This is a genomic window from Ferruginibacter lapsinanis (assembly GCF_020783315.1).
In the GTDB taxonomy this organism is placed as follows: Bacteria; Bacteroidota; Bacteroidia; order Chitinophagales; family Chitinophagaceae; genus Ferruginibacter; species Ferruginibacter lapsinanis.
Map to the genome: position 1 here is coordinate 1,704,554 of NZ_CP086063.1, position 19,207 is coordinate 1,723,760.

Annotated in this window: 16 protein-coding genes; 8 read left to right on the plus strand and 8 right to left on the minus strand. The window is 37.6% G+C overall.

The window, feature by feature from the left end:
- Positions 1-8: 8 nt before the first annotated feature.
- The 6 genes from LK994_RS07415 to secA all read right to left on the minus strand — a co-directional run bounded on the left by LK994_RS07415 (position 9) and on the right by secA (position 8,635).
- Positions 9-1,193, minus strand: coding sequence for a M20 metallopeptidase family protein (locus LK994_RS07415; protein ID WP_229762259.1), 1,185 nt, complete (start codon positions 1,191-1,193; stop codon positions 9-11).
- A gap of 13 nt (positions 1,194-1,206) precedes the next feature.
- A complete protein-coding gene (locus LK994_RS07420) occupies positions 1,207-1,695 on the minus strand; it encodes a hypothetical protein (RefSeq protein WP_229762260.1) in 489 nt (162 codons plus the stop codon).
- Between the two features lie 11 nt (positions 1,696-1,706).
- Complete coding sequence (locus LK994_RS07425) at positions 1,707-2,609, minus strand: aldehyde dehydrogenase family protein (protein ID WP_229762261.1); 903 nt, start codon at positions 2,607-2,609, stop codon at positions 1,707-1,709.
- A 57-nt stretch (positions 2,610-2,666) separates the two neighbouring features.
- Positions 2,667-4,148: an aldehyde dehydrogenase family protein gene (locus LK994_RS07430; protein ID WP_229762262.1), complete on the minus strand. Its 1,482-nt coding sequence runs from the start codon at positions 4,146-4,148 to the stop codon at positions 2,667-2,669.
- Between the two features lie 115 nt (positions 4,149-4,263).
- Positions 4,264-5,187, minus strand: a complete 924-nt coding sequence (gene deoC / locus LK994_RS07435; RefSeq protein ID WP_229762263.1) for a deoxyribose-phosphate aldolase — start codon at positions 5,185-5,187, stop codon at positions 4,264-4,266.
- Positions 5,188-5,305: 118 nt separating this feature from the next.
- On the minus strand, positions 5,306-8,635 hold the full coding sequence (secA, locus tag LK994_RS07440) for a preprotein translocase subunit SecA (RefSeq protein ID WP_229762264.1): 3,330 nt from the start codon (positions 8,633-8,635) through the stop codon (positions 5,306-5,308).
- Positions 8,636-8,898: 263 nt separating this feature from the next.
- On the opposite strand from secA, the gene LK994_RS07445 reads away from it, so the two are divergent.
- The 7 genes from LK994_RS07445 to LK994_RS07475 all read left to right on the plus strand — a co-directional run bounded on the left by LK994_RS07445 (position 8,899) and on the right by LK994_RS07475 (position 16,451).
- Positions 8,899-9,606 (plus strand): hypothetical protein, encoded by a 708-nt coding sequence (locus LK994_RS07445; protein WP_229762265.1) that lies wholly within the window; start codon positions 8,899-8,901, stop codon positions 9,604-9,606.
- A 102-nt stretch (positions 9,607-9,708) separates the two neighbouring features.
- Positions 9,709-10,590: an ATP synthase F1 subunit gamma gene (gene atpG, locus LK994_RS07450; RefSeq protein ID WP_229762266.1), complete on the plus strand. Its 882-nt coding sequence runs from the start codon at positions 9,709-9,711 to the stop codon at positions 10,588-10,590.
- An 80-nt stretch (positions 10,591-10,670) separates the two neighbouring features.
- On the plus strand, positions 10,671-11,447 hold the full coding sequence (scpB, locus tag LK994_RS07455; RefSeq protein WP_229762267.1) for an SMC-Scp complex subunit ScpB: 777 nt from the start codon (positions 10,671-10,673) through the stop codon (positions 11,445-11,447).
- 96 nt (positions 11,448-11,543) lie between these two features.
- Positions 11,544-12,752, plus strand: a complete 1,209-nt coding sequence (lysA, locus tag LK994_RS07460; protein ID WP_229762268.1) for a diaminopimelate decarboxylase — start codon at positions 11,544-11,546, stop codon at positions 12,750-12,752.
- Positions 12,753-12,892: 140 nt separating this feature from the next.
- Positions 12,893-14,467, plus strand: coding sequence for a C1 family peptidase (locus LK994_RS07465; RefSeq protein ID WP_229762269.1), 1,575 nt, complete (start codon positions 12,893-12,895; stop codon positions 14,465-14,467).
- A 13-nt stretch (positions 14,468-14,480) separates the two neighbouring features.
- Complete coding sequence (locus LK994_RS07470) at positions 14,481-14,969, plus strand: DUF4442 domain-containing protein (protein ID WP_229762270.1); 489 nt, start codon at positions 14,481-14,483, stop codon at positions 14,967-14,969.
- Between the two features lie 78 nt (positions 14,970-15,047).
- Positions 15,048-16,451: an MBL fold metallo-hydrolase RNA specificity domain-containing protein gene (locus LK994_RS07475; RefSeq protein WP_229762271.1), complete on the plus strand. Its 1,404-nt coding sequence runs from the start codon at positions 15,048-15,050 to the stop codon at positions 16,449-16,451.
- A 6-nt stretch (positions 16,452-16,457) separates the two neighbouring features.
- On the opposite strand, the gene LK994_RS07480 is transcribed toward LK994_RS07475, so the two are convergent.
- Positions 16,458-17,030 (minus strand): thymidine kinase, encoded by a 573-nt coding sequence (locus LK994_RS07480; RefSeq protein WP_229762272.1) that lies wholly within the window; start codon positions 17,028-17,030, stop codon positions 16,458-16,460.
- A gap of 111 nt (positions 17,031-17,141) precedes the next feature.
- Here LK994_RS07480 and LK994_RS07485 point away from each other — a divergent pair, with 111 nt between their 5' ends.
- Positions 17,142-17,870 (plus strand): hypothetical protein, encoded by a 729-nt coding sequence (locus tag LK994_RS07485; RefSeq protein WP_229762273.1) that lies wholly within the window; start codon positions 17,142-17,144, stop codon positions 17,868-17,870.
- Here LK994_RS07485 and LK994_RS07490 read toward each other — a convergent pair.
- Positions 17,843-19,099: a 3-deoxy-D-manno-octulosonic acid transferase gene (locus tag LK994_RS07490; RefSeq protein WP_229762274.1), complete on the minus strand. Its 1,257-nt coding sequence runs from the start codon at positions 19,097-19,099 to the stop codon at positions 17,843-17,845. The genes LK994_RS07485 and LK994_RS07490 overlap by 28 nt on opposite strands.
- Positions 19,100-19,207 lie beyond the last annotated feature (108 nt).

A 19,207-nucleotide genomic window follows, 5' to 3' on the forward strand; every position in this document is an offset into this window, starting at 1 on the left:
AATTCAGCCTATCCTTGTGCACCGAGCAAAGCCATCATTCCGATACCTATCTCAATGGCATTTTCATCAATATTAAATGTAGGGGTGTGCACACCGCTTGTAATTCCTTTTGTTTTATTGCCTGCACCTAATCTGAAAAAACATCCGGGTACCTGGTGAGAATAGTAACCAAAATCTTCTGCACCCATTCTTAATTCGGTCTCTTCTACATTTTCTTTGCCCAAATATTCTTCTGCTTTTGTTCTTGCAGTTGCAGATAGATTTTCGTCATTCAATACAAAAGGATACCCTACATCAATTTTTATATCTATTTGTGCTCCCATGCTTTCTACTAATTGGGTAGCTTGTTTTCTTATTAATTCATGCGCTTTAAAACGCCATTCCTCATTCATCGCTCTGAAAGTTCCCATCAACTTCACTTCTGAAGGAATGACATTTGTAGTGTTTCCTCCCTGAACAGAAGTAATGCTTAATACAGAAGGGTTGAATGGATTATTGTTTCTGCTTACAATTTGTTGCAGGCTTACTACCAACTGCGACGCAATTAAAATGGTGTCGGCAGTTAAATGTGGTGCAGCAGCATGGCCGCCTTTACCTTTAATTGAGATATAAATTTCGTCAGCGCTGGCCATTACCATTCCGCCACGAAAACTTAGTTTACCTGTTTCTAATCCGGGATGAACATGCAAAGCGTATATACTTTGCGGAGCAGGGTTTTGTAAAACTCCTTCTTTGATTAATATGCTGGCACCTCCTGGATTTTTTTCTTCTCCCGGTTGAAAGATCAATTTCACTGTACCTTCCCAACTGTCTTTTGTTTCCTGTAAAATTTTTGCAGCGCCTAATAAACAAGTTGTATGTACATCATGTCCGCAGGCATGCATAATGCCGGGTTTGGTAGATTTATATGAAATGTCATTTTCTTCTGTGATCGGTAATGCATCCATATCCCCACGTAATGCTATGATCCTGCTTTCAGGATTTTTGCCTTTAATTAAACCAACAACTCCTGTGGTAGCTTTAATGTCGAAAGGAATATTCAGCTCTGTTAATTTTTGCTGAATGAATGCAGATGTTTCAAATTCTTTATAACTTAATTCGGGATTGGCGTGCAGATGGCGACGGATGGCAATAAACTCTTCTGCATATTTATGTGCCAGATTTTTTATAGTAAGTTGTAATGAATCACCCACAATATTATTTTTATTACTTATTTTCTTTTTCTTTTTCCTTGTCCTTCTGGTTATCTACTTTTACTTCTACCATTTCTGGTATTACATAAATATTAGTAGTTATCAGTTTAGTACGGGCAATTTCATTTTTGAATTTTTCCGCATCTGTTTTTTCAACAAAGTTCCCGAATTTTAATTTAAGATAAGGCGCCTGAAAACTCATGTAAATTTTTTGGTCGGGGTAGCGTTGTAATAATTGTGCTCTTATATTCATCGCCATTGCTCTGTCGCTGGTACTAAGTAACATTAACCTGAATCCTTTCATGGCATAAGTTCCGTTGGGCAGTAATTTAGAGTCGTTAAACTCCGCTTCTTTTTTTGCCAAAATATCCATGCGGCTATCCTTATAAACCGTAACCGTGCCCATTGCCTCTTCATTTGCAGAAAGATCAGTGCTTAAAGTATCCTGCGAATAGGCTTGTAGTGAAATTATAATAGAAAATAATAATACTCCGATTTTCATTAACTGCTTTTTTAATATCCTGCTTTTGCTCCGCCGATATTTTCTATCGGGTGCCAGGTTGTTTTTATTTCCTGCAAATCTGTGATAAAATAAGGAGACTGACCGTTATCAGTTAGCCAATTTTTTTTATCATACTGAATTACCCGTTTCACATTTTGTGCGGCTTTCGTTTGTATCATCTTTTGTAACTCAACATCTTTTTCACAAAAAACAACGGCATTTACATCCATGTGATCTGCAAAAAACGGTGCCAGTTCACTTATCTTTCCGGTAAGGATATTTACCACGCCACCCGGCAGGTCGGATGAATTCAATACTTCTGCAAAGGTAACTGCACAAAGTGGTTTTTGGTAAGATGCCAGAACAATACAAGTATTGCCCCCGGCAATGATCGGTGCTATTATTGATACCAAACCCAATAGGGAAGTGTCTTGTGGGGCAATAGCCGCTACCACTCCTGTAGGTTCAGGTACAGAAAAATTAAAATGTGATGAGGCCACCGGGTTAACGGAGCCAAATAGTTGTTGGAATTTGTCACACCAGCCACTGTAATAGATCAATCTGTCTATTGAGAGATTCACCTCTTTTTCGGCAGCAGCTCTCGTTACATCTTGTTTTATTAATTCATCAATGAACTGCGCTTTTCTGCCTTCCAGCATTTCAGCAATACGGTAAAGTATCTGTCCTCTGTTGAAAGCAGCTCTTCCACTCCAGCCACCAAAAGCATTTCTGCTATTGCTTACAGCGTCTCTGAAATCTTTACGGGAGGATAGGCACATATTAGCTAATGGAGCACCTTTAGCATTCGTTGCCACATAATATCTACCCGATTCTGTACGTGGGAATTGTCCTCCAATATATATTTTATAAGTTTTCAAAACTTCGAGTCTTGTATCGTTTGTTATAGTTGCCATGTTTACTATGTCGTTTAAATCGTTTAACGTTTAATGGTTATGCACAGAGATAATATACTAGACTAAATCTAAATACGCTCCCAAACCATGCAATCCACCTTCTCTGCCATATCCACTTTCTTTGTAACCGCCGAAAGGAGAGGTAGGGTCGAATTTATTATAAGTATTTGCCCAAACAACACCAGCCCTTAATTTGGTGGTCAGGTTAAATATTTTAGAACCCTTATCTGTCCATACACCAGCAGATAAGCCGAATGGTGTATTGTTAGCCTTTTCAATTACTTCATCATCTGTTCTGAAAGTCTGGATGGTTAATACCGGTCCAAAAATTTCTTCCTGAGCAATTCTGTTGGACTGAGCTACGTTGGTGAAAATGGTTGGTCTGCAGAAAAATCCTTTACGAGGGATAGCACATGAACTTTGATACATTTCAGCACCTTCTTTTTTACCAATGGCCAAATATTTTTCGATGGTAGCTAATTGTTCTTTGCTGTTGATAGCACCGATATCAGTATTCTTATCTAATGGATCACCAACGATCAATGTTTCCATTCTGTCTTTTAATTTTTGTATCACTTGTTTAGCAACAGACTCTTGTACAAACAAACGGCTACCGGCACAACATACATGTCCTTGGTTAAAAAAGATCCCATTGATAACACCTTCAACAGCCTGATCCAGCGGAGCGTCATCAAAAATGATATTGGCTGCTTTTCCACCTAATTCAAGTGTGGCTTTTTTATTAGTACCTGCAATAGCACGTTGTATGATCTTGCCAACATTGGTACTACCGGTAAAGGCTATCTTATTAATATCGGGGTGATTAACGATTGCAGCACCTGTATCTCCGGCACCGGTAATAATATTTACCACACCGGGCGGAAGGTCTGCTTCCTGGATGATTTCAGCCAACTTTAACGCTGTTAAGGGTGTGGTTTCCGCAGGTTTTAAAATTACTGTATTGCCTGTAGCTAATGCCGGTGCAATTTTCCATGCAGCCATTAGTAGAGGAAAGTTCCATGGAATGATTTGTCCGGCTACACCTAAAGGATTTGCAGTACGATTCGGAAATGCATATTCTAATTTATCAGCCCAGCCTGCATAGTAGAAGAAATGATTTGCTGCAGTTGGCACATCAAAATCACGGCTTTCTCTGATTGGCTTACCTCCATCTAATGTTTCAATGATGGCAAATTCTCTTGCTCTTTCCTGCACCATACGGGCAATTCTGTAAATATATTTTGCCCTTTCTTTCGCAGGCATCTTTTTCCATGTCTTGTCGTATGCATTTCTGGCAGCAACCACCGCTTTGTTTACATCCGCAGCATTTGCATCTGCCACACTGGATAATTTTTCTTCTGTTGCAGGATTGATTGTGTCAAAATATTTCTTTGATGTCGGCTTTTCAAATTTGCCGTTGATGAATAAATCATACTGCGGATTTATTTTGGCAGCACTCTTGCTTTCGGGAGCCGGCGCAAGGTTTCTTGCACTATCAAATTTCAATTTTATTGTATTGTTTTTAACTGCTTTTGCCATGAGATATTCGTTTAAGTCGTTCAACGATTACATCGTTTAACGTTATCACCATTTATTTAATTTTTTTTCTGATTCGTTAACGTTAAACCTTAAATGATTTAAACGTTAAACGATTTTAGTCTAATGAGAAATAATCTTTTCCCTGATAAACGCCGGTTTTTTGCTTCATGATCTGCATTAATACATCATTTGCCAAACTGCTTGCACCAAACCTGAACCATTCGTTGTTCATCCATTCCTCACCTAATACTTCATTCAACATTACTAAGTAATGCAATGCTAGTTTGGCCGTGGAAATACCTCCGGCAGGTTTCATTGCAATTCTTTTACCTGTTTTATAATAGAAATCTCTGATTGCTTCTAACATTACCAATGTAACGGGCATTGTAGCGGCCGGGGAAATTTTTCCGGTAGAAGTTTTAATGAAGTCAGCACCTGCATACATAGCGATATCGCTGGCACGACGTACTTTGTCATAAGTAACCAGTTCGCCTGTTTCTAAAATTACTTTTAGTCTTGCATCACCGCATGCTTCTTTGATCGCAGCTATTTCATCAAATACAAAATTGTATTCTCCTTCTAAAAATTTACCACGACTGATCACCATGTCAATTTCATCAGCACCATTTTGTACAGCAAATTTGGTGTCACGAATTTTGACATCATGAGGAGCTTGTCCGCTAGGGAAAGCGGTTGCTACAGCCGCCACTTTAACACCGGAATTACCCAGCGCTTTTTTTGCAGTAGCTACCATTGAAGGATATACGCAAACTGCTGCTACTGTTGGTAAGCCAGGATAAGCATCATGTAAATGCTGGGCTTTGTAGCACATTTGTTTTACTTTCCCCTGTGTATCTTTTCCTTCCAGTGTGGTTAGGTCGATCATATTAAGGGTAAGCAGTAAACCATTCATCTTGGTTTCATTCTTAATGCTGCGTTTGGTAAAACGAGAAGCTCTTTCTTCAATACCTACCTGATCAATACGAGGAGAGCTGCTGAAATCGGGTAAATAACTAATAATCTTTTTTTCTGTTGCCATACAATCTTATTGTAAATATCAAATTTAAGGTTTTCTTTCACTTTTTCTGCAAAAAATGCAATAAATGAATAGCCCCCGACTTATATCGGGGGCTATTCATTTATTATTATTCAAATTCTTAAGCTTCTTTTCCGTGGCATTGTTTGTATTTTTTGCCACTACCACAAGGGCAAGGTTCATTTCTACCTGGCATTTTTTCTACTCTGATAGGTTCATGCTTTTGAATCGGATCAGACGGATCGAAATAATCTCTTTCATTAGCTGCATAATCAGCACCTACAGCATCAACCTGAGCTTTATTTACATTCATCTTGCTCATATCAGTTTTTTGCTCTCTGCCTTCTTTTATTTTTCCTGCATTGGTTTCTTCAACTGGAATTGAGCAATGACAAAGGAAGCTTACGATATCTTTATTCACCTGGTCATCCATTTGCTTGAATGCGTTGAATGCTTCTATCTTATAAATAACCAACGGGTCTTTTTGTTCGTAGCCTGCTGTTTGTACGCTGTGACGCAGATCATCCATAGCACGTAGATGTTCTTTCCAGGCATCATCAATCAAACCTAATGTGATACTACGTTCCAAGGCATTGGTAAGTTCTGCTCCTTCAGTAGCAATTGTTTTATCCAGATTAGCCAATGCTTGCATCATTTTTTTACCATCAGTAAAAGGCACAGCTACATTTTCTATATGACTGCCTTGTTCTTTACGGATATTTTTAATGATCGGATAGGTTTGCTCTGCAATAGCTTTTGTTTTTCTGTTATAATTGGTCTTTGATTCGCTATACAATTTCTCTGCGATCATATTGATATCGCCTTTTTCTAACTCTTCAGCAGTTACAGTGGTATCAATACCGAAATTTAAAATTACAGCCAGTTTAAAATCATCGTAGTTGCCACTTTCTCTGAACGAATAAATAAGCCCTTCTGCAACAGAATAGAAAGCATTATCAAGATCTAATGCTAATCTTTCTCCAAACAAAGCATGGTTACGTTTACTGTACACCACATTACGTTGTTTGTTCATCACATCATCATACTCCAGCAATCTTTTACGAATACCGAAGTTATTTTCTTCTACTTTTTTCTGTGCTCTTTCAATAGATTTAGAGATCATGCTGTGCTGAATTACTTCACCTTCTTTGTATCCCATTCTGTCCATCAATCCGGCAATACGTTCGCTGCCGAACATACGCATCAGGTCATCTTCCAGACTCACAAAAAATTGTGTGCTACCAGGATCTCCCTGACGACCGGCACGACCACGTAACTGTCTGTCAACACGACGACTCTCATGTCTTTCTGTACCAACGATGGCCAAACCACCTGCGTCTTTTACACCAGGTCCGAGTTTGATATCCGTACCACGGCCAGCCATATTGGTTGCAATGGTAACAGCTCCTGCCAAACCTGCTTCAGCAACTACTTGTGCTTCTTTAGCATGTTGTTTCGCATTTAATACATTGTGAGGGATATTTTTTTGTTTCAACATTCTGCTTAATAATTCACTTACTTCAACAGATGTTGTACCAACCAATGAAGGTCTGCCGGCAAGGCGTAAACGCTCTATTTCATCAATAACCGCTTTGTATTTTTCTCTCTTGGTTTTATATACCAGGTCTTGTTCATCTTTACGGATAGCTTTCAGGTTAGTTGGAATAGTTACCACATCTAATTTGTAGATATCCCACAACTCAGCTGCTTCTGTTTCTGCAGTACCTGTCATACCACACAGTTTGTGATACATCCTGAAATAATTCTGTAAAGTAACAGTAGCGTAGGTTTGTGTAGAGGCTTCGATCTTTACATTTTCTTTTGCTTCAATCGATTGATGTAAGCCATCACTATATCTACGACCATCTAAAATACGACCAGTTTGTTCATCAACAATTTTAACAGCACCATCCATTACCACATACTCCACGTCTTTTTCAAATAAGGTATAGGCTTTTAATAATTGTTGGATGGTATGTATTCTGTCTGCTTTCAAAGAATATTCATTCAATAAAATTTCTTTGCTATGTAATTTTTCTTCTGCACTCAAAGATGCTTTTTCAATATCAGCTAACTTAGTAGCGATATCAGGAAGGATAAAGAATTCAGGATCTTCTCCGGCGCCGGTGATCAGGTTAATACCTTTATCAGTAAGATCCACCTGATTATTTTTTTCATCTATGTGGAAATACAATTCCTGGTCTACTTTAGGCATTTCTTTTTGTTGATCTGCCAGGTAGTAGTTTTCACTTTTCTGTAATTTCACTCTCATTCCCGGTTCACTCAGGAATTTGATTAAAGCACTGTTCTTTGGCAACCCTCTGTGGGCTCTCATCAATGCTAAGCCACCGTCTTTAGGATCATCATTGCCTTCGGCAATTTTCTTTTTTGCTTCAATTAAAAATTGATTGGTTGCTTTTTTCTGCGCCTCTACTAATTTTTCAATACGAGGTTTCAGATCAAAGAATTGTTGGATATTATCATTGTGTCCGATCGGTCCACTGATAATTAAAGGCGTACGGGCATCATCTATCAATACACTATCCACCTCATCCACCATCGCAAAATGATGTTTGCGCTGTACCATTTCATCGGGACTGTGTACCATGTTATCTCTCAAATAATCAAAGCCAAATTCGTTATTAGTTCCGTAGGTGATATCTGCATTGTATGCATCTCTTCTTGCATCACTATTTGGTTCATGTTTATCAATACAATCAACAGTGATACCTAACCATTCAAAGATCGGTCCGTTCCATTCGCTATCCCTACGGGCCAGGTAATCATTCACTGTAACAATATGTACTCCCTCGCCAGCTAATGCATTTAGATAAGCAGGCAAAGTACTTACCAGCGTTTTACCCTCACCGGTAGCCATCTCGGCAATTTTTCCGGAGTGTAAAACCGCACCACCGATCAGCTGAACATCATAGTGAACCATGTTCCAGGTAACTTCACCACCTGCAGCCAACCAGGTATTTTTATAAATAGATTTATCCCCTTCAATAGAGATATGTTGTTTTTTTACGGCTAACGTTCTGTCTAATTCTGTTGCGGTTGCTTCAAGCGTAGAATTTTCTTTAAAACGACGGGCAGTTTCTTTTACTACGGCAAAAGCTTCCGGCAAGATCTCATTCAGGATCTCTTCGATCTGTTTGTCTTTGTCTTTTTTAAGTTTATCTATTTCCTGATAAATGATATCACGGTTATTGATCTCTTCTACAGGTAAATTTTCTGCTGCTTCTTTTTTAGCATTGATCTCAGTTTCGATTGCATTCAGGTATGCTTTAATGCGACCACGAAACTCCTGAGTCTTATTTCTCAATTCATCATTGGATAGAGATTGGTATTGAGAAAAATGCTGATTTATGACAGCAATTTGCGGAGTTATTTTTTTTATGTCTTTCTCACTTTTATTACCTCCGAATAATTTCGATATAAAGCCTATCATAAATTCAGTATTATTGGGTATTGTGTATGTTTATTATTTGATTTACTTGCATAGTCAAATTTGATGCTTAATTATAAATATAGCCAAATTGACAGCCTTGTCCCGTTTTGCGGGGCAGCAAAGGTACAAATTTGTTGTTAGTTTACAGGTAGTGATTAAAGATGGGTTTGGAGGAAATTCTTATGCAGTAGGTTGATACTCAGATTTATGCTTTTGTTAACTTACTTTTTACGTTTTGTCTTATTAATTAATAAACCCTATATATGAATCGCAATACAATTATTCAAATTTTAGTTACCGGTATTTTATCAATAGCTTTTGTTGGCTGTACCAGTAGTGAAATAGGTGAAAGCAAAGATGTGGCGCAGGATAAAATATATCAGCAATACAGTGTAAGTTATAATCAAGGTGAGCAAAGCGTTGGAGTTTTTTCGCAGTTCAGGTTTGCAGGCGAAAAGGGGACTACATTGGTACTAACCACCCCTAGTAAGGTTGAATTAGATGGAACTCCTATACAAGTAGATAGTAGCGATTACAGTGGAGCATTTTACAGAACCGATGAGCCGGTTAATAGGTTTTATGGCAAACATCATTTTATTTTCACTGATATCAACAATAAAAAATTTGAAAATGAATTTTCTTTTGATCAGTTTAAGTTGGTAAATGTGCCTGTTACTGCAGAAAAAAAACAGCCTTTGATCATACAATATGAAACACCGCCTTTATCAGGGGAGGATTACATAAAATTGGCTTCTGCCAATACTGACTCAAGCTTCAGTATTACACATAGTGCCGTAGATGCACCCGGAACCATTACAATTCCAGTTCTTCAGCTATTGCGTCAAAAAGGCAAAACATTATCAATTTCGGCCACTCTTTATCGTAGAAGGCAACTCCAGCAAAATACCACTGAAGGGGGAAAATTGACCATTAGTTATGCGTTAAATCCGGTAACGATCACCTTGAAGTAGGTTTATTGCCAACATTTGTTCAATTTATACCTGATTTTACATATTTTGCCCTACTTTTGCACCCCGAAAGCTAAGTATTAATTTTTTAACAAGGTATCAGATATGTCAGGTGCATTAAAAGAAGTACGTAACCGAATTAAAAGTGTTCAGAGCACACAGCAGATTACTAAAGCCATGAAAATGGTGAGTGCTGCAAAATTGCGTAGAGCACAAGATGCTATTACTCAAATGCGTCCTTATGCTCAAAAGCTGCAGGAAATGCTGAGCAATATTATCAGTGGAGGAGATGGAAATGTGGATATCTCCCTGGCAGCAGAAAGATCGGTTGAAAAAGTATTGATCATTGTTGTTACCAGTGATAGAGGTCTTTGCGGTGGTTATAACAGTAACCTGATAAAATTGGCCAAACAAACCATTAAGGACAAATACAGTACCCAAAGTGCAAAAGGAAATGTTCAAGTATTGCCGATAGGGAAGAAAGGGTATGAGCATTTTACAAAAAACGGATTTAAAGTAGTTGATAAATACTGGGATATTTTTACAGGCTTAAGTTTTGATAAAGTGCAGGCCGCTGCAAAGTATGCAATGGATGCTTTTGCCAATAAAGAAATTGATGCGGTAGAATTGGTGTACAGTGAATTTAAAAATGCTGCAACACAAATGTTCATTGCTGAATCTTTCTTACCTGTTCAAAAAGTGGCACAGCAATCAGGAGAGAAAAAATCAGATTTTATTTTTGAACCGGGCAAAGAGGTGTTGATCGCAGAGTTGATGCCTAAGATATTGAATACACAATTGTTTAAAGCAGTGTTGGATGCCAATGCCAGTGAGCATGGAGCAAGAATGACAGCAATGGATAAGGCAAGTGACAATGCAAACGAATTGTTGAAATCTTTAAAGATCAGTTACAACAGAGCAAGACAAGCGGCTATTACAACAGAGTTGACAGAAATTGTGAGTGGAGCAGCAGCACTGAATGGATAAAACTAATTTGAAAATTTGGAGATTTGGGAATTGAGCAATTATCTCCAAATCTTCAAATCTTTAAATCACCAAATTAATACATGGAACTTTCTCAAATTATACCACATATTGAAGCCTTGATATTTGCAAGCGATAAGCCATTGACCAATGTTGAGTTAACGGAGTTGCTGAATAATGCCATGGGATTCATAGATGACAGAGCAACTGCTGAACAGGTAGATGCTGCTATTGAGGGTATATATGAAAAGTATAATGCCGAATTCTACGCTTTTGAATTGAAACAAAGCGGTGGCGGGTGGCAGTTTTTGACCAAAAAAGAATACCACAAAACCGTAGCGCAATTAAACGGCGATAAATTTTTAAAACGGCTGTCCATTGCAGCGTTGGAAACGCTTGCTATTATTGCCTATAAACAACCGATCACTAAAAGTGAGATAGAGTCGATTCGTGGTGTAAACTGTGATTATGCTGTTCAAAAGTTATTGGAAAAAGATCTGATCGTTATTTCCGGAAGAAATGAAGATGCTGTAGGTAAGCCACTGATCTACGGCACATCAAAATCTTTTATGGACTATTTTGGAATTAACAGTACAGATGATCTGCCTAAAATAAGTGAAGTATTGATGGAAGAGTTAGTGCAGGCTACCGTGGTAAATAATAGTGGAGAAGAAGTTGTGGCTGCCGAGGAAACAATTATCGAAACTGAAGGAAGTGCCGACGAAGTTATAGAAGCACCTACAGAAGAGGAAGTTGTAATAATAGAAGAAGAAACAGTATTGGCGGTAACTACCGAAGGTGAAATTATTGAAGAAGATAAACAGATAAAGGATAAGGAAGAGGATCAATCCGAATCATAAACTTATGTATATAAAGAATGTAAACTAAGGTATGAAACGGAAACTTTTCATACCTTTTTTATTAAGAAAAAAAATAACCATTTAACCATTAAAAAAATGTCAAAAAAACTAACACATCAACAGTTAATTGAGATCGCAAACGAGTTTGGAACCCCTGTGTACATCTATCATGCAGAAAAGATTGCAGAACAATATAATAAACTGAAGAAGGCATTTAAAGGTTGTGATGCACATTTTTTTTATGCATGTAAATCTTTGACCAATATTAATGTTTTAAAATATATCCAGTTATTAGGAGCTTCATTGGATTGTGTAAGTGTCAACGAAGTTAAACTGGGCTTAATGGCAGGCTTTGATAAAGCTAATATTTTGTTTACACCTAATTGTGTTGATTTTGAAGAGATCGTAGAGGCAAAAGAATTAGGAGTACATATCAACATTGATAACATTTCGATCTTGGAACAGTTTGGCAACAAATTCGGAGATAGCTATCCTGTGTGTATTCGTTTGAATCCGCATATTATGGCTGGAGGTAATTACAAGATCAGTACCGGGCATATTGATAGCAAATTTGGTATCTCTGTGCATCAAATGAGGCATATTGAAAGGATTGTAAAAACAACCAAACTGAATGTTACCGGCATACATATGCATACGGGAAGTGAGATCAAAGACATCAATGTTTTTCTGGAAGGATTGGAAGTAATGTTTGGTATTGCCACCCATTTTCCTGACCTGAAGTTCATTGATCTTGGAAGTGGATTTAAAGTGCCGTATCAACCCGGAGATGCAGAAACAGATGTAAATACTTTAGGAGAAAAAGTTTCTATTGCATTGGCAGAATATGAAAAAGAAGCAGGTAAAAAATTACAGATATGGTTTGAGCCTGGTAAATATCTGGTAAGTCAGTGTGGTTATCTGGTAACAAAAACAAATGTGATCAAACAGACACCGGCAGCGCTTTTTGCAGGAGTGAACAGCGGTTTTAATCATTTGATTCGTCCGATGATGTATGATGCGTATCATCATATTGAAAATGTAAGTAACCCTACCGGCGCAGAAAGAATTTACACTGTGGTAGGTAATATTTGCGAAACAGACACATTTGCATGGGATAGAAAATTACATGAAGTAAGAGAAGGTGATTACCTGGTATTCTACAATGCTGGTGCTTATGGTTTTGAAATGTCATCTAATTTTAATTCAAGATTAAAACCTGCAGAGGTATTAGTAGTTGATGGAAAAGCAAAATTGATTCGAAAAAGAGATGTGTTTGAAGATCTGTTAAAAAATCAAGTAGTATAAATATATCAACAAACAGAAAGGAAGCTATGTGTGATTTTATATCATACATAGCTTTTTTATTTTGTATCTACCCTCAAATTTTGTAGATTACTTAATCAAAAACGTTATTTTCAAATAAGAATAAATTTAAATTTTTTGCTATGCCTTTAGAAATGGTAGACGATCCACAGGATCAAAAGGATTATAACGATAATGACAGTAACTCCGGTGGCGGAGGAAAAGGAGGCTTTACCGGTGGCGGCGGAGGCTTGTTAAATTTTATTCCGTTACTATTTAGTTTGTTTCGGGGAGGTGGCAAAGGTATCATCTGGATACTATTGATCGTTGCTGCCGGATATTTTATGATGAATAGTAAATCATGTTCGGGGGTCAGTGAGGTGGTATCGCAGTTTACAAAAGGAGGAAAACTGGATCCGAACGAGTTTAAAAAGGCCAGCGTTTACGAAGGATTGGAAGATGACAATACAAAAAATCCTTTGCCCGAAAGAGTTTCTTTAGAAAGGTTTGCACCAGACAGAAAAAATCAGGGAAAACAAGGTAGTTGTGTTGCCTGGAGTAGCGGCTATGCTGCCCGTACTATCATAGAAAGCAGTAGTAAATTGCAGGATCCTAATTCTGTTGCATTTAGTCCGGCATTTTTATATAATCAGATCGGGTTAGATGGTTGTCAGGGGTCATATATTATAAAAGCGATGGAATTTATGACACAAAAAGGTGCTGTGCCATTTGACCAGTTTCCTTATGATGAAAATGATTGTTCCAGAGGGGCCAGTCAGAACTTATGGAATTTCGCCGCACAAAATAAAATGCATGGCTTTAATAGGTTAACAGAAGATGATGGTGTAAGTAACCTGAATCTCAGGGCCATCAAAGAGCATTTGGCAAAAGATGCCCCGGTAGTAATTGGGATGATGGTGGGAGGCAGTTTTATGGAAGGCATGCTGGGGCAAAAAGTATGGCATCCTAACAGTGATGATTATTCGCAAATGGGTTTTGGCGGGCATGCGCTGTGTGTGATAGGTTATGATGACGGATTAGAAGGTGGTGCTTTTCAGATAATGAATAGCTGGGGACATGAGTGGGGTGAAAATGGAATCGGCTGGGTAAAATATGGCGACTTTAAACAATTCGTTAGAGAGGCGTATGGAGTTGATCCAATGCCAAAATCAGGAGCTGCATTGAATGTAGATTTTGAATGTAGTGTGGGCTTGGTAGATAATGACACCAAGCAAAATATACCATTAAGAGTAAGCAGCGGCAATACTTTTGCAACCACATCTCCCATCAAAAAAGGAACTAAATTTAAAATAGAAATTAAAAATGCCATCGAGTGTTATATCTATTTATTTACACCAAAAGCAGATGGCAGCAGCTTTGTGTTGTTTCCCTACAAACCAATTCACTCGCCCTATTGTGGCATTACTGGTACAAGATTATTTCCACGTAAAGAATCGATCAGAGCCGATGAAGTGGGAAATAAAGATTTTATGGGAGTGGTGGTGAGTAAACAACCTCTCGATTATAATGCGTTGAACACAGCTATTAATTCAAGTACACAATCAAGTTTTGCCGGTAAATTAAATGAAGTGATCAGTTCTGCATCTATCAAAAATGTAAAATATAACAGTACCAATACAGGCGCTATATATTTTAAAGCCGATGCATCTGAAAAGAATAATGTAGTGGGATGTGTAGTGGAGATTGATAAGCAATAATAATATTATTATTATGATAGATGGCAGACAATATTTCATAGACCTTGTAAAACATCCAATTAAATTCAGGCTATTTCTATTTTCTAAATTGCCTTCCGCATTTTTCAGCGGCGTAAGCGTATTAGGTATTTCCAGAGAAAAAGCAATAGTAACGGTGCCGTATAAATGGTTTTCACAAAATCCTTTTAAATCAACTTATTTTGCCTGCTTGGCAATGGCTGCAGAGTTGAGCACAGGTTTGTTAGCCATGATGAACACGTACAAAAGAAAACCTGCTGTATCAATGTTAGTGGTAAGTATGGAAGCTAATTATTTTAAAAAAGCTATAGGGCCCACAGCATTTATTTGCGAAGATGGAAAATTGATTGCAGAAACGGTTGACGAAGCTATACAAACCGGCGAAAGCAGGATTGTTAAAGTAAAGTCAACGGGTAAAAATAGTGCAGGAGAATTGGTGGCAGAGTTCTATATTACATGGTCATTCAAAGCCAAGAAAAATTAATAGCATACAAAAGTTATTGATAATATAATTGTGATGCTGGCATAAAAAATCGTGTAACAAACAATTAAATAATTAACGATGAAAATAGCTTTCCATGGTGCAGCAAGAACTGTAACAGGTTCCAAGCATCTGCTTTCGCTTAGTAATGGTAAAAAATATTTATTGGATTGTGGTATGTTTCAGGGCATGGGTAAAGATACCGATGGCATGAATCGTCATTGGGGTTTTGAGCCGGGAGAAGTAACGCATCTTATTTTATCACATGCACATATAGATCATAGTGGTCTTATTCCGAAATTAATAAAAGATGGTTTTGGCGGAAAGGTATTTTGTACTCCTGCCACTAGGGAATTGACAGCAGCGTTGCTCGAAGACTCTGCAGGTATACAGGAAAATGATGCCAAGTATGAAAATAAAAAAAGAGCACAACAAGGGTTGCCTTATGTGAAGCCTTTATATGAAACAATTGATGCACTCAATGCAATGGATGCTTTTGTAGAAGTACAGTATGATACATGGTTTAAGATCGATGAGAATATAGAAGTGATGTACACTGATGCAGGCCATATTATAGGTAGCGCTGCAGTACATTTAAAAGTTACGGAAAACGGCAAAACAAAACGATTGACTTTTAGCGGTGATGTGGGCAGATACAGAGATGTGATCTTAAAATCACCGAAGGAATTTTCACAGGCAGATTACATCATTATAGAATCTACTTATGGAAATAGTTTACACGATGAAACACACACCACTCCTGATCAATTATTGGAGTGGATCGAAAGATCCTGTCTTCAAAAAAAAGGGAAATTGATCGTTGCCGCATTTAGTGTGGGGCGAACACAAGAAATATTATTTGCTCTGAATCAACTAGAATTGGAGAATAGGTTACCCGAACTAGAATATTTTGTCGATAGCCCGTTGAGTATAAAAGCCACAGAAATTGTAAAACATTACCCTCAATATTTTAATAAAAAAATTCAAAAAGTATTGGAGACCGATAGGGATCCGTTTGGTTTCAGGGGGTTGAAATATGTGAAGTCTGTAGAGGAGTCAAAAATGCTTAACTATAAAAATGGTCCATGTGTGATCATATCTGCAAGTGGTATGGCTGATGCCGGTAGGATCAAACATCATATCAGTAATAATATTGAAAGTAGCCGGAATACTATTTTGCTAACAGGTTATTGTGAGCCTCGTTCTTTAGGAGGAAGATTGATGCAGGGAAATAAAGAGGTGAGTATTTTTGGCGTATTGCATGAAGTGAATGCAGAAATAGGAGCAGTGCGTAGTATGAGTGCTCATGGAGATTATGATGACCTATGCCAATTTTTAGCCTGTCAAAATCCTAAAGAAGTTGACAAGCTGTTTTTGGTACATGGTGAATATGAAGTGCAATTAGATTTCAAAACGAGGCTAGCCAGAAAAGGCTTTACAGATATTACTATACCTGAAAGACATTTTGAAGTAGGGTTGACTTAAACTTCGTTAAGCAATTCCTTCCTGTGCACAATGCCTGCATCTTGGCTCATAAATATCTTTTTCGCCTAGTAGTACTTGGCCACTCTGTGCTGTCTTACGGTAGCTGATATTGGCAATGTTTCCGCATTTAACGCAGATAGCGTGTAGTTTGGTAATATAATCTGCTTTCGCCAGGAGATTAGGCATTTGTCCGAAAGGATTACCCAAGTAATCCATATCCAATCCGGCCACGATCACTCTTATTCCCCTGGAAGCCAATTGTTCACACACATTAGCGATCTCAGCATCAAAAAATTGAGCCTCGTCAATACCTACTACATCTACATCTTGTGCCAACATAAGAATTTCCTGAGAATTTTTTACAGGAACGCTATGAATTGAATTGGCATCATGACTTACGATCTTTACCTCATCATACCTTACGTCTATAGCCGGCTTGTAAATCTCCACTTTCAAATTAGCGATCTTCACTCTTTTCAGCCTTCTTATCAATTCCTCTGTTTTTCCACTAAACATGCTACCGCAAATAACCTCGATCCAACCACGTCTTTCGCCTTTTAAATTTGGTTCTATAAACATTTATATATTTTTTTTAAATTCAGTTAGTAACTTTAAGCCTATAATTGCAAAGATTATAGTTTTGGCTCATTAACCAAAACTAATTTTGGAACAAACAATTAACAGTGTTTTATGGACAGAGTGGAAACTCTTTTACAAAAGCTACAACAGCAATTTAAGGACGGCGCTTCGCCTGCTCAGCTTTTGCTTACTGTACAGATGATGCAGCATGAATTAATGCATCTGCAAACCTCAGGAGGAGTGAGCGAATCTGTGTCTGTGTCTATGCCTGTAGGAGTGAATCCTGAACCCATTCAGCAGCCGGCAACTCCTGTGGAAGAAGAAAGAACTGTAGAGGTTTTACAGGTAAATGAAGAGGAAATTGAAGCGGAACTGGAAGAGATAAAAAGAAATGCAGCAAATATTCAACAGATAACTGTACATAGCAAACCTCAGTTGTTATTTGAGTCAATAGACGAGGAGGCTCCTACATTACGTCAACATAGTAATCAATCACAGCCTGAAAAGAAAGAGATTAACCAGGCGGTAGCTAAAGAATCGGTATCGGTTAATGATGTTTTAAAAATAGAAAAGATAGAATTAAGTGAGAAATTAACAGATGCGCCGGTAAAAGATCTGAAAAAGGCGATCGGTGTTAACGACAGATTCTTATACATCAATGAATTGTTCAGAGGAGATGAGGCTATGTACGAACGTAGCATAAAAACAATTAATAGTTTTTCTATCTGGCCGGAGGCCGAATATTGGATACGCAGGGAATTAAAAACAAAACTGGGGTGGAGCGATAGCCAGGAAACTGTGAAGCAATTCGATCAATTGGTTAAAAGACGGTTTTTGTAAATATGATCAACGATCTTTTTAGTGGCCCCTGCATTTGAGTACACGTAGTTCTTTGCACACTCACTTCTCTTTTTTATTTCAGTCTCATCTGAAAATAATTTATTAAATACATTTTCCAGTTCCAATGCATTATTGATGGTAATACCGCCTTCGGATTCGATCAGTTCTTCAGCTTCAAGATATTTTTCAAACTCAGGCCCGAAAACAACCGGCTTTCCATACACGGCCGCTTCCAGTACATTGTGTACCCCGTCATCACCAAAACCGCCACCAACGTAAGTTATATCAGCATATTTATACAATCTTGATAACATGCCAATATTATCTATGATCAATATATTGGTAGATCGTATCAAGTTATCTGATTGCAATTGTTGGTCTGCTAATACTAATTCAGAATAAAAAACAGCCCCTTTAAATTCTTTTTTTACGTCTTTTAAATTTTCGCTGTCAATTGAATGCGAAGCGATAATAAATTTTATATTGGGATTAATTCTGACGTAATGGATCAATTCAGCCTCGTCTTCTTCCCAGGTGCTTCCTGCTACAATTACTTTACTGTCTTTACAAAATTTATCGATAAGGCTTATTGGTTCAAATTTTTCTGCGATCGTTATTACTCTGTCAAATCTTGTATCGCCGCTTACTGTAATATTTTCTTTAACATTGATGGTGCTCAGAAGTTCTTTTGATTCTTCATCCTGAATAAATAAATGGTTAAAGCAGCTGAGCATTCTCTTCCATAATCCGCCATACCATTTAAAGAAAGGTTGGCTTGGTAAAAAAATGCCCGATATCAGTAGTGTAGGAATATTGCGTTTTTTTAATTCGTGCAGATAATAGAACCAATATTCGTATTTCACCCATAAAACAAGTGATGGGTTGATATTGTCAATGAATTTTTTTGCATTAAAGGGAGAGTCTGAAGGGAGATAAAAAATATGATCAGCCCCTTTATATTCTTTCATTACCTCGTATCCCGATGGGGAAAAAAATGTAAGAACAATTTTTAGTGAGGGGTCATTTCTTTTTAATTCTTCCAAAACCGGTCGGCCTTGTTCAAATTCTCCCAAACTGGCACAATGCATCCATACAGAAATCGGCTCTTTTACTACAGGGAACATTTTTCTGCCATTCACCCAAAGCTTGGCTTTAGTATTCCATAACGACGCAATTCTTATTCCCAACGAATAGAATAAAACAAACAAATTATATAGAAAAATACCCAATATGATGAAATTTACCCAAAAATACACTTATTACACTGTAAAAAGCCCGGAAATCATCCTTTATAAATAGCCGTGCAAATCTTATCTTTGGCGCTTTATAAAAAGTTG